Origin of the sequence: Nocardia sp. NBC_00565 (assembly GCF_036345915.1) — a bacterium.
Lineage (GTDB): Bacteria > Actinomycetota > Actinomycetes > Mycobacteriales > Mycobacteriaceae > Nocardia.
The window spans coordinates 6457349-6477478 of record NZ_CP107785.1 but is presented as its reverse complement, the minus strand read 5'-3'; the positions used below and the strand labels follow the sequence as shown (position 1 = coordinate 6477478).

15 protein-coding genes are annotated in these 20130 nt (G+C 67.6%); 11 read left to right on the top strand and 4 right to left on the bottom strand.

Annotated features, from left to right (window positions below):
- The first annotated feature begins 58 nt into the window (after nucleotides 1-58).
- Nucleotides 59-2701 (top strand): UvrD-helicase domain-containing protein, encoded by a 2643-nt coding sequence (locus OG874_RS29940; protein WP_330250440.1) that lies wholly within the window; start codon nucleotides 59-61, stop codon nucleotides 2699-2701.
- 57 nt (nucleotides 2702-2758) lie between these two features.
- On the top strand, nucleotides 2759-3184 hold the full coding sequence (locus tag OG874_RS29935; RefSeq protein WP_330250439.1) for a hypothetical protein: 426 nt from the start codon (nucleotides 2759-2761) through the stop codon (nucleotides 3182-3184).
- Here the strand turns inward: OG874_RS29935 and OG874_RS29930 are convergent.
- From OG874_RS29930 to OG874_RS29920, 3 genes are all read right to left on the bottom strand, one after another.
- Complete coding sequence (locus OG874_RS29930; RefSeq protein ID WP_330250438.1) at nucleotides 3181-3555, bottom strand: DUF1731 domain-containing protein; 375 nt, start codon at nucleotides 3553-3555, stop codon at nucleotides 3181-3183. The genes OG874_RS29935 and OG874_RS29930 overlap by 4 nt on opposite strands.
- 176 nt (nucleotides 3556-3731) lie before the next feature.
- Nucleotides 3732-5435: a M23 family metallopeptidase gene (locus OG874_RS44915; RefSeq protein ID WP_442943142.1), complete on the bottom strand. Its 1704-nt coding sequence runs from the start codon at nucleotides 5433-5435 to the stop codon at nucleotides 3732-3734.
- A 516-nt stretch (nucleotides 5436-5951) separates the two neighbouring features.
- Nucleotides 5952-7118 carry a M23 family metallopeptidase gene (locus OG874_RS29920; protein ID WP_330257475.1) on the bottom strand — a complete coding sequence of 389 codons (1167 nt, stop codon included), beginning with the start codon at nucleotides 7116-7118 and terminating at the stop codon, nucleotides 5952-5954.
- Nucleotides 7119-7653: 535 nt separating this feature from the next.
- On the opposite strand from OG874_RS29920, the gene sucC reads away from it, so the two are divergent.
- On the top strand, nucleotides 7654-8820 hold the full coding sequence (sucC, locus tag OG874_RS29915; protein WP_330250437.1) for an ADP-forming succinate--CoA ligase subunit beta: 1167 nt from the start codon (nucleotides 7654-7656) through the stop codon (nucleotides 8818-8820).
- An 11-nt stretch (nucleotides 8821-8831) separates the two neighbouring features.
- A complete protein-coding gene (gene sucD / locus OG874_RS29910; protein WP_330250436.1) occupies nucleotides 8832-9746 on the top strand; it encodes a succinate--CoA ligase subunit alpha in 915 nt (304 codons plus the stop codon).
- 53 nt (nucleotides 9747-9799) lie between these two features.
- Here sucD and OG874_RS29905 read toward each other — a convergent pair whose 3' ends face one another.
- Nucleotides 9800-10738 (bottom strand): undecaprenyl-diphosphate phosphatase, encoded by a 939-nt coding sequence (locus OG874_RS29905; RefSeq protein ID WP_330250435.1) that lies wholly within the window; start codon nucleotides 10736-10738, stop codon nucleotides 9800-9802.
- Between the two features lie 166 nt (nucleotides 10739-10904).
- Between OG874_RS29905 and OG874_RS29900 the strand changes: the two genes are divergently transcribed.
- From OG874_RS29900 to OG874_RS29870, 7 genes are all read left to right on the top strand, one after another.
- Nucleotides 10905-14033 (top strand): AfsR/SARP family transcriptional regulator, encoded by a 3129-nt coding sequence (locus OG874_RS29900; protein WP_330250434.1) that lies wholly within the window; start codon nucleotides 10905-10907, stop codon nucleotides 14031-14033.
- 83 nt (nucleotides 14034-14116) lie between these two features.
- Nucleotides 14117-14374, top strand: coding sequence for a hypothetical protein (locus OG874_RS29895; protein WP_330250433.1), 258 nt, complete (start codon nucleotides 14117-14119; stop codon nucleotides 14372-14374).
- A 269-nt stretch (nucleotides 14375-14643) separates the two neighbouring features.
- A complete protein-coding gene (locus tag OG874_RS29890) occupies nucleotides 14644-15675 on the top strand; it encodes a DUF5336 domain-containing protein (RefSeq protein ID WP_330250432.1) in 1032 nt (343 codons plus the stop codon).
- A gap of 83 nt (nucleotides 15676-15758) precedes the next feature.
- On the top strand, nucleotides 15759-17327 hold the full coding sequence (locus OG874_RS29885) for a cell division protein PerM (RefSeq protein WP_330250431.1): 1569 nt from the start codon (nucleotides 15759-15761) through the stop codon (nucleotides 17325-17327).
- A gap of 59 nt (nucleotides 17328-17386) precedes the next feature.
- Nucleotides 17387-18079 carry a phosphoribosylglycinamide formyltransferase gene (gene purN / locus OG874_RS29880; RefSeq protein WP_442943439.1) on the top strand — a complete coding sequence of 231 codons (693 nt, stop codon included), beginning with the start codon at nucleotides 17387-17389 and terminating at the stop codon, nucleotides 18077-18079.
- Entirely contained in the window at nucleotides 18076-19650 is a 1575-nt protein-coding gene (purH, locus tag OG874_RS29875; protein ID WP_330250429.1) for a bifunctional phosphoribosylaminoimidazolecarboxamide formyltransferase/IMP cyclohydrolase, read from the top strand. The genes purN and purH overlap by 4 nt, the downstream gene beginning before the upstream one ends.
- Nucleotides 19651-19743: 93 nt before the next feature.
- On the top strand, nucleotides 19744-20130 hold the full coding sequence (locus OG874_RS29870) for a hypothetical protein (RefSeq protein ID WP_330250428.1): 387 nt from the start codon (nucleotides 19744-19746) through the stop codon (nucleotides 20128-20130).

Genomic DNA, 20130 nt, shown 5'->3' with positions numbered 1-20130 from the left:
CACCGACGTCGACCGGGACTTCATCTCTGTCGGTGCCCGCCGGTAGCGTGGATGGACGATGGACATCACGGTGGCTCCCAAGACGCAGGCCGGGCGGACTCGGCACCAGGACTCAGCCCAGAAACCGCAGGTCGACGCTGCTCGCACCGAGGAGATGGGGGAGTCTGTCGTGCCAATGCTGTCCGGTTCGGAGGGTGTGCCGGAACTGGCCGTCGATGATCCGCAGCGGCGTGTCGAACAGGACAAACATCGTGTCGAACAAGAAAAGCGCCGCGCCGAACGTGAGCAGCGCCGCGCGGAGGAGGCCGAGCGACTGCTCGATGGCCTCAACCCGCAGCAGCGCGCCGCGGTCGTGCACACCGGAGCGCCGCTGCTGATCGTCGCGGGCGCGGGTTCGGGTAAGACCGCGGTGCTGACGCGGCGTATCGCCTATTTGCTGGCCGCCCGCGGCGTGACCCCGGGCCAGGTCCTGGCCATCACCTTCACCAACAAGGCCGCCGCCGAAATGCGCGAGCGGGTGATCGGCCTGGTCGGCCCGCGTGCGAACAACATGTGGGTCTCGACCTTCCACTCCAGCTGCGTCCGCATCCTGCGCATGCAGGCCGCGTTGCTACCGGGCCTGAATTCCAATTTCTCCATCTACGACGCCGACGATTCCCGGCGATTGCTCACGATGATCAGCCGCGACTTCGATATCGATGTCAAGAAATATTCGGCGCGATTGCTGGCCACCGCCATCTCGAATTTGAAGAACGAGCTCATCGGTCCGGAACAGGCCACCGCCGAGGCCGAAACCGACGACACCGAACTGCCCGGACTAGTGGCCCGCGTATATACCGAATATCAGCGCCGATTGCGTTCGGCGAACGCGCTCGACTTCGACGATCTGATCGGCGAGACGGTTGCGCTGCTGCAACAGCATCCGCAGGTCGCCGAGTACTACCGGCGCCGGTTCCGGCATGTGCTGGTCGATGAGTACCAGGACACCAACCACGCCCAGTACATCCTGATCCGCGAGCTGGTCGGCCACCACACCGCCGCCGAGGCCAACGCGGACGCGGTGCCGCCGAGTGAGCTGTGCGTGGTCGGTGACGCGGACCAGTCCATCTACGCCTTCCGTGGTGCGACCATCCGCAATATCGAGGAATTCGAACGCGACTTCCCGGATGCCGAAACCATTCTGCTGGAACAGAACTACCGCTCCACTCAGCACATCCTCTCGGCCGCGAACGCGGTGATCTCGCGCAATGAGAACCGCCGCGACAAGCGCCTGTGGACCGATTCCGGTGAAGGTGATCTGATCACCGGCTACGTCGCCGACAACGAGCACGACGAGGCCTCGTTCGTCGCGCGCGAGATCGACCGGCTGGTGGACGCGGGCGATGCCAACTACAGCGACGTCGCGGTCTTCTACCGCACCAACAACAACTCCCGCGCGCTGGAAGAAATCTTCATCCGAATGGGCCTGCCCTACAAGGTCGTCGGCGGCGTGCGCTTCTACGAGCGCAAGGAGGTGCGCGATATCGTCGCGTACCTGCGCGTGCTCGACAATCCGAACGACACGGTGAGCCTGCGTCGCATTCTCAACACCCCGCGTCGCGGCATCGGCGACCGGGCCGAGGCCTGTGTTGCGGTGCACGCCGAACAGCGCGGTAAGGGTTTCGCCGAGGCGCTGCGCGATGCCGCGGACGGCAAAGTGGCACTGCTGAATACCCGTGCGCAGCGCGCGATCGCCGGGTTCCTCGATCTGCTCGACGAGGTCAGGGCCGCCGGTGCGCAGGCCGATCAGGACTTCCCCGACCTCGGCAATATGGTCGATGCGGTACTCGACCGGACCGGTTACCGCGCTGAGTTGGCGGGCTCCGACGATCCGCAGGACGGCGCGCGACTCGATAACCTGAACGAACTGGTCAGCGTCGCACGGGAATTCAGCTCCGAGGCCTACAACAATGCGGAGGCGGCCCGGCAGGAGGGCCTGGTGCCCGAGGTGGCCGAGGGCGAACCCGATCCGGGTTCGCTGGCCGCCTTCCTGGAGCGGGTCTCGCTGGTGGCCGATAGCGACCAACTGCCCGATGAGGGAACTGGCGTGGTCACGATGATGACCTTGCACACCGCTAAGGGGCTGGAGTTCCCGGTCGTCTTCGTCACCGGCTGGGAGGACGGGCAGTTCCCGCATATGCGGGCGCTCGGCGATCCGACCGAACTGGCCGAGGAACGTCGCCTCGCCTACGTCGGCATCACCCGGGCCAGGCAACGGCTCTACGTCAGCCGCGCGGTGGTCCGCTCCGGCTGGGGGCAGCCCGTCTCGAACCCGGAATCCCGATTCCTGCAAGAGATTCCGGCCCACCTCATCGACTGGAAGCGGCTGGAACCGAAGGGTTCGCCACTGACCCGCAGCATCCGCCGCCGCGGCGACGACGACGGCGTGGAACACGACTGGACCCGCGACGGCTGGTCCGAACCGCGCCCCGGACTGCGCGATCGCGGCCCCCGCCGTCCCGCCCCCGGTGCCGCCGCGGGCCGCAACAATGTCGGCCTCGTCCTGGCCGTCGGCGACCGGGTCAACGACGACAAATACGGCGTCGGCCGGGTCATCGCCGCCGAGGGCTTCGGTCCGCTGGCGACCGTCACCATCGATTTCGGCACCGCGGGCAAGATTCGCCTCATCCCGCAGTACAGCCGCACCCTGGTCAAACTCTGACCGGGTAGGGGCCTATGGCACTGATCTACGACCACAGTCGTCGGTAGCGTGCGCGGCATGGCGTCCGTCGCGCAACACCTACTGTGGTTCCTCCCGATGCTGTGGCTGGGCATGGTGCTGGCCATCTCGTTCCTGGAAGCGCCACTGAAATTCCGGGCACCGGGCATCACCGTGCCGCTCGGCATCGGCATCGGCCGGCTGGTATTCCGGGCGTTGAACAGCGCGGAGATCGGCATCGCCGCCCTACTGATCGTGGCCACCCTGATAGTCGCGCCCGGCCCCGCGCCCGCCACCTGGCTGGGCGTCGCCGTCGCAATTCTCGCCGGACAACTCCTCGTGATCCGACCACTGCTGACCCGCCGTTCCAACCGAGTACTCGCAGGCGCCGACCTCCCACGCTCCCACGCCCACTTCTGGTACATCGGCCTCGAGACAGCAAAGGCCGCAACCCTCATCGGACTCGCAATCGCCGCCGCACCCTAACCCCGCCTTCCCGACCCGGTCCGTGCGTGAACTCGCCCTGGAGGCGATTGGGCATGGTGAAAGCCACCCTGTGGAGCACCTCGGAAGTGGCATCGTGGTTGGTGCGCCGAGCGCGGGCGCGGAGCTTCTGGTCGATGCGGCAGCAGATCGGTCAGGGCGTCATCGAGGGCCGGGTAGCGGAACGTGAAACCGGCTTCGCCTAGGACCGTGGAGGTGGCGCGGCGACCGGTGCGGCCGAGGGCAGGGTCGCTGCGGATCGGTCGCTGCTGGTCCGCCGCCCGATCCGTTGAGGCTGCGCGGCTGCCACCCGGCGCCCCGCTCCTGTCAAGGCGAGTCGAATCGGAGTTCGACGGCGGCCTGTGAACCGCCAAATGACTAGCCGCGATGGCATGCTCACCGCTGGTACCCGGCCCGGGCCGACAGCGGCCTACTGGTACCTGTGGCCCGCGACCGGCGGAGCAAGCAGACGGTAGTCACGGCTCGGGTCCGGCATTGGATTGCCCTCGGCCGCTTTGTTGTGGGTTCTACGGGCGGGTGTGTAGGAGTTTCAGTCGCGTTCTTGGCCGAGGCTGATGCCTCGGGTGGCGAGCCAGGGGAGGGGGTCGATGCGGTCGGTGCCGTTGAGCCAGACCTCGAAGTGGCAGTGCGGGCCGGTGGATTCGCCGCGATTGCCGACCGTGGCGATCTCGTCGCCCGCCAAGACGTGCTGGCCCACCGACACCAAGGCGGTGTTGATGTGGCCGTACACGGTGATGGTGCCGTCGTCGCCGCGCATCCGCACCCACATACCGAATCCGGCCGCGGGCCCCGCGTCGATCACAGTGCCGTCCTCGACCGCGTAGATCGGTGTGCCGATCGGCGCGGCGACGTCGACACCAGGGTGCAGCACACCCCAGCGCTCGCCGTACCCGGAAGTGAAACTGCCCGAGGCGAACTTGGTGAACAGCGGTCGGAACTTCGCCTCCGCCTCCGCCGCCAGATCCTCGGCGAACTTACTGCCGTTCTCCAGCACGTCGCCGTACTGCCCGAGGTCGGTCGGCGTCGCGGTATCGAGGAGTTCGGGCGCTGCCGGGAGATCGATACTCACCGGTTCCGCCGCCGACTGCTGGCCGACAGCCTGGAGTTCGACTGTCTGCGGCGACTTTTCACTGCCCGTCGCCAGATTCTGCCCCGCGGCGATGATCGCCCCCGCCGCGACCGCGATAACCGCGGCCCGCCCCTTCAGCGCGCCGGGCGGTGCGGGCAGCCGATGCGCCCCGCCCCGCCGCTTACCTCGAACCGAACGATCCGACGACTTGGCGGGAATCTGCACGCGCTCCACCGCCGACCGCCCGTCGACCGCACCGCCACCGTGCGCAGAGCTCCACCCGCCGTACGCATTTTCAGGGTCGCCGTTCCGTGCGTCGCGGGTGTCGGTGTTCGACGTGTCGCGGCTGTATCCGGAGCCGGTGTATCCGGAATCGGTATTCCATGCCTCGCGGGTGTATTCGGGGTCCGCGTTCCAGGCATTGCCGCTGTCTTGGGGCTCGGGGTTCCAGGTATCGCGGGCAACTTCAGGGCCGGCGCCTGCTGTGTCGCGCCCGCTGTCAGAGCCGGTGTTCCATGTGACGCGGGAGTATCCGGAGTTGGCGTTCCATGTGTCGCGGGTGTATTCGGGGTCCGTGTTCCAGGCGTTGCCGCTGTGTTGGGGGTCGGGGTTCCAGGTGTCGCGGGCGACTTCAGGGCCGGCGCCTGCTGTGTCGCGCCCGCTGTCGGAGTCGGTGTTCCATGTGTCGCGGGAGTATCCGGAGTTGGCGTTCCATGTGTCGCGGGTGTATTCGGGGTCCGTGTTCCAGGCGTTGCCGCTGTGTTGGGGGTCGGGGTTCCAGGTATCGCGGGCGACTTCAGGGCCGGCGCCTGCTGTGTCGTGGGTGCTGTCGGAGCCGGTGGTCGTCCATGCGCGGCGGGCTCTGCCAGGAGCCGTGCCCCACGCATCGCTGTTGCTTCCGAAATCGCCGCTGCTCCAAACATCGTCCTGCGCGGCGTAATTCTCGGTGGCGCGGTATTGGTGGGCTGCGTCGCGGTCGCCCTCGACGCCGCCTGCGAATTCGTAGTCGTCACCGTAACTCTGGTAGCCGTGACTGCCGCTGTAGCGCTGACCCGCGCCGTAGCGCTCAGCACCGTTGTCGAACGGCGAATCGTCGAACGGCGAATCCCCTTGCGCCCACGGATCACTCACCTGCCAGCCGTCGTCGCCGCCGGAACTAGCCAATGTTTGCTGATAGTTGTCTAGATAGTGCTGCGCTGGTATACCTCGCCCATTGGAACCGGGGATTCGCCCACGTCTCATCTCATCGACCACCGCATATCGCGTCGACGTCCGAAATGTCCAGAACGCGAGGAAAGTTGGAAAATGCCAAGTCTCGGGCCTATGGCCGCACCGTTCCGAGGTTCCGCAACGCGCATCTAGCTTTTCATCCTCCGGTCACACCTACCGAACGGGTATCGGCCCATCGACGGTAACGAATCGGTTGCGCCCCCGCAAGCAAATGTCCGATGAATCCCATTGGCGCGGCATGGAATTGGCTCCCGGCAACCAGGTGCTCCGGCCCTCTCGCACAACTCGGCGACCTCGCATACCTATTGCCTGCCTCGCATAAGTTGCAATCTTTGTGACAGCACCATTCGCTATGCGTGAACTTCCCTGCGCACAGCGCACGCCGGAGCCGCGCGACAGCCATCGCTCGGTACCGGCCCACCTTCGGGGGGTGAAGTCGAGCCCGCCGGACTAATCCCGCTGCTGACCCAAGCTGATGCCCCGAGTCGCCAGCCAAGGCAGCGGGTCAACCTTGTCGACCCCGTGCAACCACACCTCGAAATGGCAATGCGGACCGGTGGAGAACCCGCGGTTGCCGATGGTGGCGATCTGATCGCCTGCCAGCACCCGCTGGCCCTGTGACACGGTCGCCGTGTCGATATGTCCGTAGATGGTGACGGTGCCGTCGTCGTGCAGCAGTCGCACCCACATGCCGAAGCCCGATGCCGGGCCGGCCTCGATCACCGTGGCATCGGCGACGGCGTAGATGGGCGTGCCGATCGGGCCGGCGATATCGACGCCGAGGTGCTGTACACCCCAGCGTGCGCCGAATCCGGAGGTGAAGTTGCCCGCGGCGAATTTGGTGAAGAGCGGGCGGAGTTTGGCGTCCTCCTGTGCGGCCAGGTCGTCGGCGAACTTCTGACCCTTTTGCAACATGTCGCCGAACTGCCCGAGGTTGGTCGGGGCGGCGACGTTGAGCACCTGCGGCGAATCCGGCGCAGCGCCGGGGTCGGCCACGCTGACCGACTGTGCGGCGATCTCGTGGATCTGCCCCGCGGCCTCGTAATCGACGGCGTTCGAAGGCTGCTCGGGCGAGGCGAAGGCGGCCTGTCCGGCGGCGACCACCGCGCCGGCGGCAACGGCGGCGACCGCGGCACGGCCCTTGAGCGAGGCGGGCGGTGCGGGCATCCGATGCGCGCCACCACTACCGCGGTTCGCGCGGCGGCCCGGGATCACCGTGGGAACGGCCGGGGACTCCGAATCCTCGGGCTCCCAAGCGGAGTCGTCCCAGGACTCGTCGCCCTCCCACGATCCATCCGCCTCCGGCGTCCACGACGCCTCGGATTCGGGTGTCCAGGATTCGTCGGAAGCCCAGGCCCCACCATCGGACCACGAGTCGCCCTGAGCCCACGACTGCGCATCGGACTGCGACTGCGACCACGAATCATTCGCGGAATCCGCACCCCAAGTGCCCTCATCACGCCCATACGCAGCGGGACGATGATCCGCCACAGAGTGTCGCGTACCGAACGGATCTACCGCCGCACTGGAGTGCCCACCAACAGCCTCGTCATCGGAACGATAACGATGTCCGGAGCGAGCGCGATTATCGGAAGCGAAGGTCGAGCGATGGTTCATCGGTGGTGCCACATCATCATCATCGAGCGAGAGATCACGGTGTCGAGCTGCCCAACCAGAGGCGCTATGGAACGGCTCTCCATCTGCGGAGTGCTGTGCTGCGTCAAGCTTGCCGTCCTCCTAGTCGTGACCGTGTTGTGACATCGACCGCATTGACGGTAACGAAACGATTGCGGGGTCCGCAAGCGCTACGAGCGGTCAATCCAAACATGTGACATTGATCACGGTAACGCACCGGAATATCTCACTCCGATAGGGGCACGCGGGTGAGGTCATACGACGACGACTCGTAGTAGATCGGCAGCCGGTACGGGGTTCGGCGGCTCTACCTGCCGGACCGTCAACAACCTACTCGTGAGTAGCGTTGGCCTGGCCTTATTCCCTACCTGAACATCGGCCCGTGACCTGCGCCACTTAGGATGAACGTGGCCGTTTGGCCGTCCATGTGACTGATTAGAGTCCGACCCGACCCGCTTCCGACGTCGGGCCGCCAACAAAGACGTTGTCATCACAACGCAGACGAGACGGTGAGTACATGGATCTCTTCGAATATCAGGCGAAGGAGCTCTTCGTTAAGCACGGAGTGCCTTCGTCCGAGGGCCGCGTCACGGACACGGCCGAGGACGCCCGCGCCATCGCGGCAGAAATCGGCAAGCCGGTGATGATCAAGGCCCAGGTGAAGGCCGGTGGCCGCGGCAAGGCCGGTGGCGTCAAGTTCGCCGCCACCCCGGACGACGCGTTCACGCACGCGCAGAACATCCTCGGCCTGGATATCAAGGGCCACATCACCAAGAAGATCCTGGTCGCCGAGGCCAAGGACATCGCGGAGGAGTACTACATCTCCTTCCTGCTCGATCGGTCCAACCGCACCTACCTGGCCATGTGCTCGGTCGAAGGCGGTATGGAGATCGAAGAGGTCGCCGCCACCAAGCCCGAGCGCCTCGCCAAGGTTCCCGTCGACGCCGTCAAGGGTGTCGACCTCGCATTCGCCCGCTCGATCGCCGAGCAGGGCCACCTGCCCGCCGATGTGCTCGACGCGGCGGCCGTGACCATCCAGAAGCTCTGGGAGGTGTTCGTCGGCGAGGACGCCACCCTGGTGGAGGTCAACCCGCTGGTCCGCACCCCCGACAACGAGATCCTCGCGCTCGACGGCAAGGTCACCCTCGACGAGAACGCCGAGTTCCGGCACGCGGACCACGAGGCCTTCGCGGACAAGGACGCGACCGATCCCTTGGAGCTCAAGGCCAAGGAGAACGACCTCAACTACGTCAAGCTCGACGGTGAGGTCGGCATCATCGGCAACGGCGCCGGTCTGGTCATGTCCACCCTGGACGTCGTCGCGTACGCGGGCGAGAACCACGACGGTGTCAAGCCCGCCAACTTTCTCGATATCGGCGGTGGCGCCTCGGCCGAGGTGATGGCGGCCGGACTGGACGTCATCCTGGGCGACGCGCAGGTCAAGAGCGTGTTCGTGAACGTCTTCGGCGGCATCACCGCATGTGACGCGGTCGCGAATGGCATCGTGAAGGCGCTGGAGATCCTCGGCGCCGAGGCGAACAAGCCGCTGGTCGTCCGTCTCGACGGCAACAAGGTGGACGAGGGTCGCAAAATTCTCGTCGATGCCGCGCATCCGCTGATCACTCTTGCGCAGACAATGGACGAAGGCGCCGACAAGGCCGCCGAACTGGCAGCGGCCAAGTAAGGAATCCGGAAATGTCTATCTTCCTCAACAAGGACTCGAAGGTCATCGTCCAGGGCATCACCGGCGGCGAGGGCACCAAGCACACCGCCCTGATGCTGAAGGCCGGTACCCAGGTCGTCGGCGGCGTCAACGCGCGCAAGGCGGGCACCACGGTCGCGCACACCGCCAAGGACGGCTCCGCGGTCGAGCTGCCGGTCTTCGGCACCGTCGCCGAGGCCATCAAGGCGACCGGCGCCGACGTGTCCATCGCGTTCGTGCCGCCGAAGTTCTCGAAGGACGCCATCATCGAGGCCATCGACGCGGAGATCCCGCTGCTCGTGGTCATCACCGAGGGCATCCCGGTGCAGGACACCGCGTACGCGTGGGCCTACAACGTCGAGAAGGGCAACAAGACCCGGATCATCGGACCGAACTGCCCCGGCATCATCACCCCCGGCGAGTCGCTGGTCGGCATCACCCCGGCCAACATCACCGGTAAGGGCCCGGTCGGCCTGGTGTCGAAGTCGGGCACGCTGACCTACCAGATGATGTACGAGCTGCGCGATTTCGGCTTCTCCACCGCCATCGGCATCGGCGGCGACCCGGTCATCGGCACCACCCACATCGACGCCATCGAGGCGTTCGAGAAGGATCCCGAGACCAAGCTGATCGTGATGATCGGTGAGATCGGTGGCGACGCCGAGGAGCGTGCCGCGGCCTACATCAAGGCCAATGTCACCAAGCCGGTCGTCGGCTACGTCGCGGGTTTCACCGCCCCCGAGGGCAAGACCATGGGCCACGCGGGCGCCATCGTGTCCGGCTCGGCGGGCACCGCCCAGGCGAAGAAGGACGCGCTGGAGGCCGCGGGTGTGAAGGTCGGCAAGACGCCGTCCGAGACCGCCGCGTTGGCGCGCGAGATCCTGGAGAAGGCAAGCGTCACCGCCTGATCCGCTATTCGCGCGAAGGCCGTCTCCCGTATCGGGAAGGCGGCCTTCGTCGTTCAGCGGAACTGGACCACCGAGGCGACGCCGAACGCCAGGCTGTAGATCGCGAAGGGGAGTAGCGAGTTGGTCTTGAAGTAGCGCTCCAGAAAGCGCACCGCGAGATAGGCGGCACCGCCCGCGACGATCGAACCGACGAGCACCTGGCCGAGGATGCCGTCGCCCTGCGGACCCGCCAGCGTCGGCAGTTTCAGCACGCCCGCGGCGAGGATGACCGGAGTGGCGAGCAGGAACGCGAATTTGGCCGAGTCCTCGTGATCCAGGCCGCGCAGCAGTCCGCCGACCATGGTCATGCCGGAGCGGCTGATGCCCGCGAAGAGCGCGCCGGTCTGCGCGGCCCCGATGAGCAGTCCGTCCTTGACATTCAGGCTGGCCAGCTGTGGCTCGGGTGCCGATTCGACGAGGTAGCCCTTCTCGATCGCGGCGGCGCGGGCCTCCGAGGCGGCGAACTGGCGGCCGTAGTCGGCCAGTGTCGGCAGGTTGCGGCGGCGCAGCACTTCGCCCGCGATGAGCACGACGCCGTTGAGGGTCAGGAACAGTCCGGCCGCAAGCGGTTTCGCGAACAGCGTGCGCAGCGGATGTTCCAACAGCAGGCCGAGCACGCCGACCGGCACGGTCGCGATGATCACCAGCCAGGCGAGGCGCTGACTGGAGGTCTCGATCCGCCGCGTCCGCAGGGTGGTGAGGAATCCGGTGACGATATCGACCCAGTCGCGCCAATAGAACACCAGCAGCGCCAGCGCCGTCGCCACATGCAGGCCGACGACGAAGGCCAGATACGGCGTGCCGGTGTCGGAATCGCCCTGGGTCACCAGATCGCTCCAGGAGCCGCCGAGCCATGCGGGCACCAACACCGAATGGCCCAGGCTGGAGATGGGGAACAGTTCGGTTATGCCTTGTAGTGCGCCAATGACGACGGCTTGGGTGTAAGTGAGCATCGTCGACAGCCTTGCATGCCGCGGCACCGGTTGCGCCGTCGAGATGGAGACCTTGTCCGATTTGGGATGCGTGTCGCATTTGACATTTCGGCAGGCCCGCTGAGCCGCTGGCAACTCACGGTCGGTCGGATGCACAGTGCTGGCTCGGCCTGCCATGCTGTGTGGCGTGGATGTGCTGGTGTTGGGCCCAGTGCAGGTTCGGGCAGGCGACGACGGCTTCGCCATCGATCGGCCGTTGGAACGTGCGGTGCTGGTGCGGCTGGCGTTGGCGAACGGTATTCCGGTGCCGGATGGGCGGCTGGCCGCGGATCTGTGGGGCGAGGATGTCGAGCGGCCGGTGCAGCGGCTGCGGGTGGTGGTCTCGCGACTGCGGGCGGCGCTCGGGCCGCATGCCGAGGTCATCGGGCGCACGCCGGCCGGATATCACGCGAGCGTCAGCGCATCGGATCTGATGACGGCGGAGGCTGCGGCGCAGCGGCTGCATACCGCGCGGCGCAACGGTGACCACGCCGTCGTCGCGGCGGCCGCGCGGGAGGCGCTCGGATTGTGGCGGGGGCCCGCATTGGCGGATCTGCGGTCGGTGCCGTATGCGGAGGCCGAGGGGGAACGCCTCGATGACTGGCGGCTGTCGCTGACGGTCGCGGGGCTGGAGGCGAATCTCGAACTCGGGGCGGCCGGAGAGGTGGTCACCGAGCTCACCGGCCTGGTCGCGCGACATCCGCTGCACGAGCCGTTGTCGGGTCTACTGGCGCTGGCGCTGTATCGCACCGGGCGACAGGCGGATGCGCTGGACCGGCTGGCCCGTTTGCGCCGGGCCCTGGCCGAGGAACTCGGCGTCGACCCGGCGCCGGAGACGGCCGCCCTGGAGCTGCGCATCCTCGACCACGATCCGACACTGCGCACCGTGCACGCGCCGACCGGAGATGCTGCCGAGCCCGCCACGCCGATGGAAGTCGAAGACCGTCCCCAGCTGATCGTCTCGGCCCCGTCGACGAGTTTCGTCGGCCGCGGCCGCGAATTCGACGCGCTCGGCACCCGCCTCGCCGGACCCGGCCGCACCACGCTGGTCGGTGTCGCGGGCAGTGGAAAGTCCCGCCTGGCAGCAGAACTCGCGCGTGCCGCAGCCAACTCGGGCCGCGCGGTGGTCTTCGTGGAGCTCGCCCCCTTGGCCAGGCCCGAGGACGTGCTGCCCGCAGTCGTCGCGGCGCTCGAGAACGCTGGGCTGGACGTTTCGATCGATCCGGACGATCTGTTGCCGGGAATCGTTGCGGTGCTGGGTAATTCGAATGTGCGAGGAGGAAACGGGACGCGCGCGAATTCCGGGGCCAGGGATGGGGTGCAGGCTCGTGGCGATTCGGGTACGCAACGTGACCTCGCGAGCTCGACTCATTCGTTCGTGTCGGGGGATTCACATCCTGGGGCATACGGCACGCGGGCGGGAATCTTGTTGGTGCTCGATAATGCCGAGCACTTGATCGAGCCGGTTGCCGAATTGGCATCGGCGGCAAGAGGTTCCAGTGTGTTGGTCACGTCGCAGCGGGCGTTGGGTGTGGCGGGGGAGTCCGTCTATCCGCTGGGGCCGCTGGAGCGGGGGATCGGGGTCGCGCTGTTCACCGAGCGGGCCGGGTTGAACGGACTGGTGACCGCGCAGGAGCGCGAAGATCTGGTGCGGATCTGCGCGGCGGTGGATTGGTTGCCGCTCGGAATCGAGTTGGCCGCCGGTCTCACACGCACGCTGACGATTTCGCAGCTGGCGCAGCGCATCGATGATCGAGTGCGACTGTTGGTCGGTGGAGCGCGGGGTGCCGGGGGTGGGCGGCATACGAGTCTTCGGGTGGCGCTCGACTGGAGCTATGAGCTGCTGGCCGAGCGGGAGCGTGCGGTATTGCGCAGGCTCGGGGTATTCGCGGGTGGGTGCACGCTGGAGGCGGCCGAAGCGGTTGTGCCCCGCAGCGTTTCAGGTGACCCGGGAGCTGTTGACGACGCCGATCTCGCGGTCGGCGATATCGCGCCCGCACTGGCCGATCTGGTGAACCGGAGTTTGGTCACGGTCCAGAACTACGGTGCGACAAGGCAATTCGTGCTGTTGGAGACGGTGCGCGACTATGCGCTCGCGTGCCTGGCCGAGACCGCCGAGACCGATCCGCTGCGTGCCAGGCATGCGGACTGGTGCCTCGATCTGGTGCACAAGATCGGCGAACCCGGCGATTTCGCGACCGCGGAAGCAGTGGCCGCGGTATTCGCCGAATGGCCGAACATCCTGGCCGCACTCGAGTACGCCCCCGGAACATCAAGAACCGCAAGTGGCTTGCGCCTTGCGACCGCAATGCACGTGCCCTGGCTGGCCCGGGCCTGGTTCCGCGAGGCGAAGCGACACTATGGCGCTTTGATCGATTCGCTCGACGCAATCGCCCATGTGCCGGTGCTGCCCGCCGAATTGGCGCAGGCACTGAGTCATTACGGCTTCCACACCCTGATGACCGGCGACTTCGACTCCGCCGCGGCGCAATTGGCCAGAGCGAGCGAACTCGCCGGGCCGCTGGATGACATCGAACTCGCGCAGACCGTGCGCTACTACCAGGGCATCGTGGATATCGAACGGGCCAGGCTGCCGGAGGCGGTCGAGCGGTTGCGGGAGGGGGAGCGGTTGGCGGTGCGCGTCACGCAGGCCTCCTCGTTCGCGGACGCGCTCGGCACCGCGCTGTTGTACTCGGGCGACGCCGCGGGCGCGCTGGCCGCCTATCAGCGCTCCACCGAGGTGGATCGGGCCAATGACGATGAGCACAGTCTCTCGCGCGGCCTGAGCAACCAGGCCAAGGCGCTGCTCGACCTCGGCCGTACCGAGGATGCGCTCGCCATGGCCGAAGAGTCCGACCGCTATGCCCGCCGCCTCGACGATCGACAGATCCTGCCGCTGAACGACCTCACTCGCGCCGCGGTCGCCGCGGCGACCGGGCAACTCGACGCGGCCGAATCCTATTGCCGCGCCGCCCTCGCACATGAGGACGAAGCCGGTCTGGCCCGGCTCGAGCTGGCCGACGTCCTCATCGCCAAGGGCGAACTCGACGCGGCCGAGACACTGCTGGCCGAGCACGACGCGGCGGCTCCCTGCGGTGTCCCCATGCTGGCGGCGCGCGCGATCTCGGCGACGCTGCGGCACGCACGAGGTGAGCTGCCACCGGAATCGGTCGAGCGCGCCCGGTCCGAATTCCGGTCGTCGGGGTTCGGCTGGCGGCGCTACACCGCCCGCCTCGATGCACTCACCGAGCTGGAAGAACCCGACAGTGCCTCGTGAAATGTCGGTGAAATCGCGCTGAGACGGGTGGGCGGGACGCTGGTCATCGCCAAACGGCCCACACCGAGAGAAAGCGCAACACAATGACCGAGACCCGCAACAGCACCGCCCGCATCGCGGCCATCGCCGCCCTCACCGTCGCCGGATTCATCGGCGGCATCGGCCCTGCCGTCGCCGGACCGTTCGGCACCGGATCGGCGCAGGCCCAGCCCGGTAACCTCGGCCCGTTCGAATATGAGCACCAGTGCCTCACGCGCGGCAACGAGGGCGTCCAGAACGGCGAATGGCAGGACTTCGACTGCGTCGGCAGCTACGGCGCCTGGTACGTCGTGCCCCGCTAGCGATCCTCCGGGCAGACCGAAGGTGGCCATCGAGGGGTTTCGGCCCGGAGCGTCGTGCCGGACGCTCCGGGCTGAAATGTGTTCCCACTGGAGGTGTGTCAACCCCGAATTGTTATCGGGAGCGGGTGCGCCGCGCAGGACCAGCGTAGACGGCGTTTTTCGGTCGCCCGGCCAGTTGGTTAAGGGTGACCTGAGCGAACACGTGCAGTAGCGTCAGGAGAGATCCAGCCGTCAGGACAACGTACGACTCGACCTAGGAGACGACGACCATGTCATACCCGACCGGGGGCTCCGGGTACAACGCACCCGCGACGCCGCCCGCACCCGCCAGCTCCGGCCAGTCGGCTGGTACCGGATCCAGTGCTACCGGCACCGCAAAGGGCCTGCCGTTTTTCCTGGTGGTCGGTGTCGCCGTGCTCGGTGTGATCAATTTCCTGCTCGGGTTCCTGCCCTACGCGCAGCAGTCGGCCACGGTGGGCGGCAGGACGATTACCGGTGACAGCGCCTCCTTCTTCGAGAGCCAGCTGACCCCGCTGATCGCACTGCTGCTGCTCGGCGGCCTGCTCGCCGGCCTGTCGCTGCTGCCGAAGCAGAGTTGGACCGGTGCCGCCGCGGCGGCGTCGATTACCGGCTTCCTGGCTCTGGCCTTCCAGTCGTTCACGCTGCCCGATGGTTACGAGCTGAAGATCGGCGCCTGGGTGGTGCTCTTCCTCTCGTTCGTGCAGGCGGTGGTCGCGGTCGTCGCGGTGTTGTTCGAAGCGGGCATCCTGACCCCACCCGCGCCCAAGCCCGCCACTCCGCAGGGCCCGCCGAGCGGTTTCGGCAGCGGCGGCTACGGCCAGCCGGGCACGTTCTCGGCCTTCGGCCAGAACCAGCCGGGTCAGTACGGCCAGAGTCAGCCGGGCCAGTACGGGCAGAGCCAGCCGAGTTACGGCAGCCAGACCGGTCCCCAGTACCAGTCGCCGCAGCCCTACGGTCAGAGTCAGCCGGGTCAGCCGTCCTACGGTCAGCCGCAGCAGCCGTCCTACGGCCAGCAGCCCGCCTTTGGCCAGCAGCCCGGATACGGTGCGGCACAGCAGGGTTCGCCCTACGGCGCGCCGCCCGCCGCGCAGCCGCAACCGCGCCCGGACGAGAGCGCCACCCAGCACTTCGGCGTCCCGCAGTCCGGACAGCAGTACGGCGCACCGAGTTCGGGCAAGAGCCAGCCGGGTCAGCAGGGTCAGCCCTTCGGCGGCGAGACCGGTTCGGACCCGTCCTCGGACGCCACCCACGCGTTCCGTCCCTCGGAAGACAACAAGTAGTTCACCGGCTCTCCCGGCGCGCACCGGACCGGGTCGGCGCGCCTGACCCGCTCGCGCCGGGGGAGCTGCCACGCTGAATTTCTATGAGCTCTCCGAGACCCTCCCTAGTTCGCCGGACCGCTGAGTCCCGCGGCGCGCCGGAAGCCTCGGCGCGGAGCAACCGATCGACACCACCGCGCGGTTCGCGCACGCACCCGGATGGTCTCGACGAGGCCGGGTTCCTGTCGCTGACCCCGGAGCGCGCCCGCGTGCTGCTCCTGGTCGCCGCCCGCCCGACGACCTACGCGCTGGTCGCCGTCGTGGTCGTCGTCCTGGCCGCCCTGCTCACCTCGGACAGCGACCTGGCCGGTACCTCGGGTGCGATTGCCGCGGGTTGGCTTGCGGCACACCAGGTTCCGCTGACGATTGGCAAGACCTCACTCGGACTGCTGCCGCTGCTGCCGACCGGGCTGTTGGTCTGGCTCGCCGCTCGTGACTGCGCCCGCGCGGTGGAGCCGCAGAGTTCGCGCGCCGATCTCGGCTGGATCGTCGGTGCGGCGCTGGCCGGGCCGCTGCTGGTTACGGCCGTCTGTCTGGCGGTCGCCGAGGACGCCTCCGGTGTCGTCGCGCTGCAGCCGCCGAATACTCTCGCCGCCTTCGGGTGGGTCGGCGGACTGTATCTGGTCGCCGCGGCGAGCGGTATCGCGAGTCGCGACCGCCGCAGGATCTGCACGCTGCTGCGCCTGCCCGACTGGGCGATCGCGGGCACGTTCGGCGCTGGTCGGACGGTGTTGCGGCTGTTGGGGTGCGCGACCGTGGTCGTCATCGTTTCTTTCTTCATGCACTGGTCGCGCATCGGCGATACCTACCGAACAGCGGGCGATGCGGCGGGCGCGATCGGCTCGAGTCTGCTTTCGCTGGCCTATCTGCCGAATGTGGTAGTCGAGGCGGTCGGCGTGCTCGTCGGCTCCGGCGCACAGTTCGGGGACGCCTCGATCGGGGTGTTCTCCGTTGTCGGCGGGCCGATTCCGGCCGTTCCGGTGCTGGCCGCGGTGCCGACCGGGCCGGCCGCGGGCTGGTGGCCGGTGCTGCTGCTGATCCCGGCGGCGGTCGGCGTGCTCGGCGGGGTGGATATCGGACGCACCTCCAACGACCGGGCCGCCGCGCCGTGGGCGACCCTGACCTCGGCGGGTCTGGCCACCGTGCTGCTGATGCTGCTCGGCGGGGTGGCGGGCGGCGATCTCGGCACCTTCGGACATGTCGGACCGGACCTGCCGATCTTCGCGGCGGTCACCTTCGGCTGGTTGGCGGTCGCCGGTTACCTCGGTCTGGTCTTCGCGCGCTGGTTCGTCGTTCCGGTCGGCGCCCCCGTCACCGGGTACGACGATGACCAGTACTCGGATTACGACGACGACTACGTCGAGGACGATTACTACGACGATCAGTACGACGACACCGATCACTACGACGACGAGCACTACCCCGAATACGACGACGACTACGAGGACTACGACGGCCCCGACTTCGAGGTAGAACTCGACGGCGAACTGGTCGAGGAGCAGACCGCCATCCCTACCTCGCGCGCCGCGGCCGCCGATACCATCCCCGACATCGTCGATGCCGAAGTGGTCGAGGCGGACCTGCCGGAAAGTGACCCGGTGGACGGTCGTTAGGCTCTACTCGGCGGTGCGCACCGCCTCCCCCGTTCGACCCGACACGCAGGAGTAGAGCCCTGAGCTCACCCATCCCGCCTTCACCGGCTGCCGCCCCCCAGTCCACGCGTGCCGCGTGGGTGCCCGCCGCGGCCCCGGCGACCGTCGTCGTGCTGGCCTCCGGCACCGGGTCATTGCTGCGCGCGCTCATCGAGGCCGCGGCCGCGCCGGACTATCCGGCGACCATCGTCGCCGTCGGGGTCGACCGCGTCTGCCAGGCCACCGAGCACGCGGCCGCCGCCGGTATCCCGAACTTCCGGATGGCGTTGAAAGACTTTCCCGATCGGGACGCCTGGGATGTCGCGCTGACCGACGCGGTCGCCGCCTATGAACCCGATCTGGTGGTCTCGGCCGGATTCATGAAGATCCTCGGCCCGGCCTTCATGGCCCGCTTCGGCGGCCGGATCATCAACACCCACCCCGCGCTGTTGCCCGCGTTCCCGGGCGCGCACGGGGTACGCGACGCGCTCGCCTACGGGGTCAAGGTCACCGGATCGACCGTGCACCTGGTCGATTCCGGTATCGACACCGGACCGATCCTTGCTCAGGAGACGGTGCCGGTGCTCGACGATGACGACGAGGCCACCCTGCACGAACGCATCAAGGTTGTCGAGCGACGGTTGCTGGCGGAGGTTGTCGCCGCCGTCGCGACCAGAGGCATTGTCTCCGACGGACGAAAGGCAGTTATTCCAGATGAGCGGGTACTTCGGTGACTGAGCGTAAGGGGATCTCCAGGGCGCTCGTGAGCGTCTACGACAAGACCGGGCTGATCGCGCTCGCGACCGGCCTGCACGCCGCAGGCATCGAGCTGGTCTCGACCGGTTCGACTGCGGGCAAGATCGCCGACGCGGGCATTCCGGTGACCAAGGTCGAGGATCTGACCGGTTTCCCGGAAACCCTGGACGGTCGGGTCAAGACCCTGCATCCGCGCGTGCACGCGGGCATCCTCGCCGACACACGCAAGGCCGAACACGTCGACCAGCTGGTCGAACTCGGCGTCGAGGCGTTCCAGCTCGTCGTGGTGAACCTGTACCCGTTCACGCAGACCGTGGCCAGCGGCGCCAGCAAAGACGAATGCGTCGAGCAGATCGATATCGGCGGTCCGTCCATGGTGCGCGCCGCCGCCAAGAACCACCCGTCGGTCGCGGTGGTCGTCGACAGCGGCGACTACGACGACGTACTCGCCGCGGTGGCGTCCGGCGGTTTCACCCTCGCCGAGCGGACTGCGTTGGCGGCCAAGGCATTCCAGCACACCGCAAGCTATGACGTCGCGGTCGCGAGCTGGATGACCAACGTGCTCGCCCCCGCCACGGACTCGGATGAGCCTGCCGCACCGCGGTTTCCGCGCTGGACCGGTGGCAGCTGGGAGCGCGCCTCGGTGCTGCGCTACGGCGAGAACCCGCATCAGGCCGCCGCGCTGTACACCCAGAACGACGGCAGCCAGGGGCTGGCGCAGGCAAAGCAGTTGCACGGCAAGGAGATGTCGTACAACAACTACACCGACGCCGACGCCGCCTGGCGCGCCGCCTATGACCATTCGGCACCCGCGGTCGCGATCATCAAGCACGCCAACCCATGTGGCATCGCGATCGGCGCCGATCTCGCCGAGGCGCACCGCAAGGCGCACGCCTGCGATCCGGTCAGCGCCTACGGCGGTGTGATCGCGGCCAATGGCGAGGTCACCGTGGAGATGGCCGAGCAGGTCGCCGAAATCTTCACCGAGGTGATCGTCGCACCGTCCTACGCCGACGGCGCGGTCGAGGTGCTGCAGCGCAAGAAGAACGTGCGCATTCTGGTAGCCGAGCCGCCGCGGCGCGGTGGCGCGGAGCTGCGCCCGATCAGCGGCGGCGCGCTGCTGCAGCTGCGCGATGTGCTCGACGCGCCGGGTGACAACCCGGAGAACTGGACCCTGGTGGCGGGTGCGGCGGCCGACGCCGAAACCCTCGCCGATCTCGAATTCGCTTGGCGTGCATGCCGGGCCGTGAAGTCCAACGCGATCCTGCTCGCCCACGACGGCGCCTCGGTCGGTGTCGGCATGGGCCAGGTCAACCGGGTGGACGCGGTGGGTCTGGCGGTGCAGCGCGCCGGTGACCGCGCCAAGGGGTCGGTCGCCGCGTCGGACGCGTTCTTCCCGTTCTCCGACGGCCCACAGCAGCTCATCCAGGCCGGTATCCGGGCGATCGTGCAGCCCGGCGGCTCGGTCCGGGACCAGGACACCATCGACCTGGCTCGCGAAGCCGGAGTCACCCTGTACCTCACGGGTTCTCGCCACTTCGCGCACTGAGTCATCCGCCTGAAGCGGGCGGGAGCCACCGGCTTCCGCCCGCTTCGCAGATGCGGCCGCCGCGGCGAGTCGATCGATGGCTCTTGAACGCCGTTGCCGTACTTCGGAATCGCCTGCAGCGCACCGGATCTCATCGCCGCTGGCCATGAAGTGAAGAACGCCGCCTTCACGCCGACGTACTACGTGACCGGTGGGGCTGCCGGCATCGGCAACGCTCCCGCCCCCGTCACCTACGAACTATGGGACCCAACGCTTTTCGTCGATGGCACCCGGCTCGCCCCACAACAGAATACGAGCAATCTGGGCTCGGGCCTGTACGTCTGGTGCGACGACCCGACCGCGCGCACGCCCGCACAGATCGCGGTCGCGATCACCATGCCGTTGCGCGTTATGGCCCAAAAGACCTGGGGCCCACCAAAATCCGGTAGTTACCCGGAGTTCGTCGCACTCTCCGATCAGGTCGCCGAGCCGGTGTCCTGA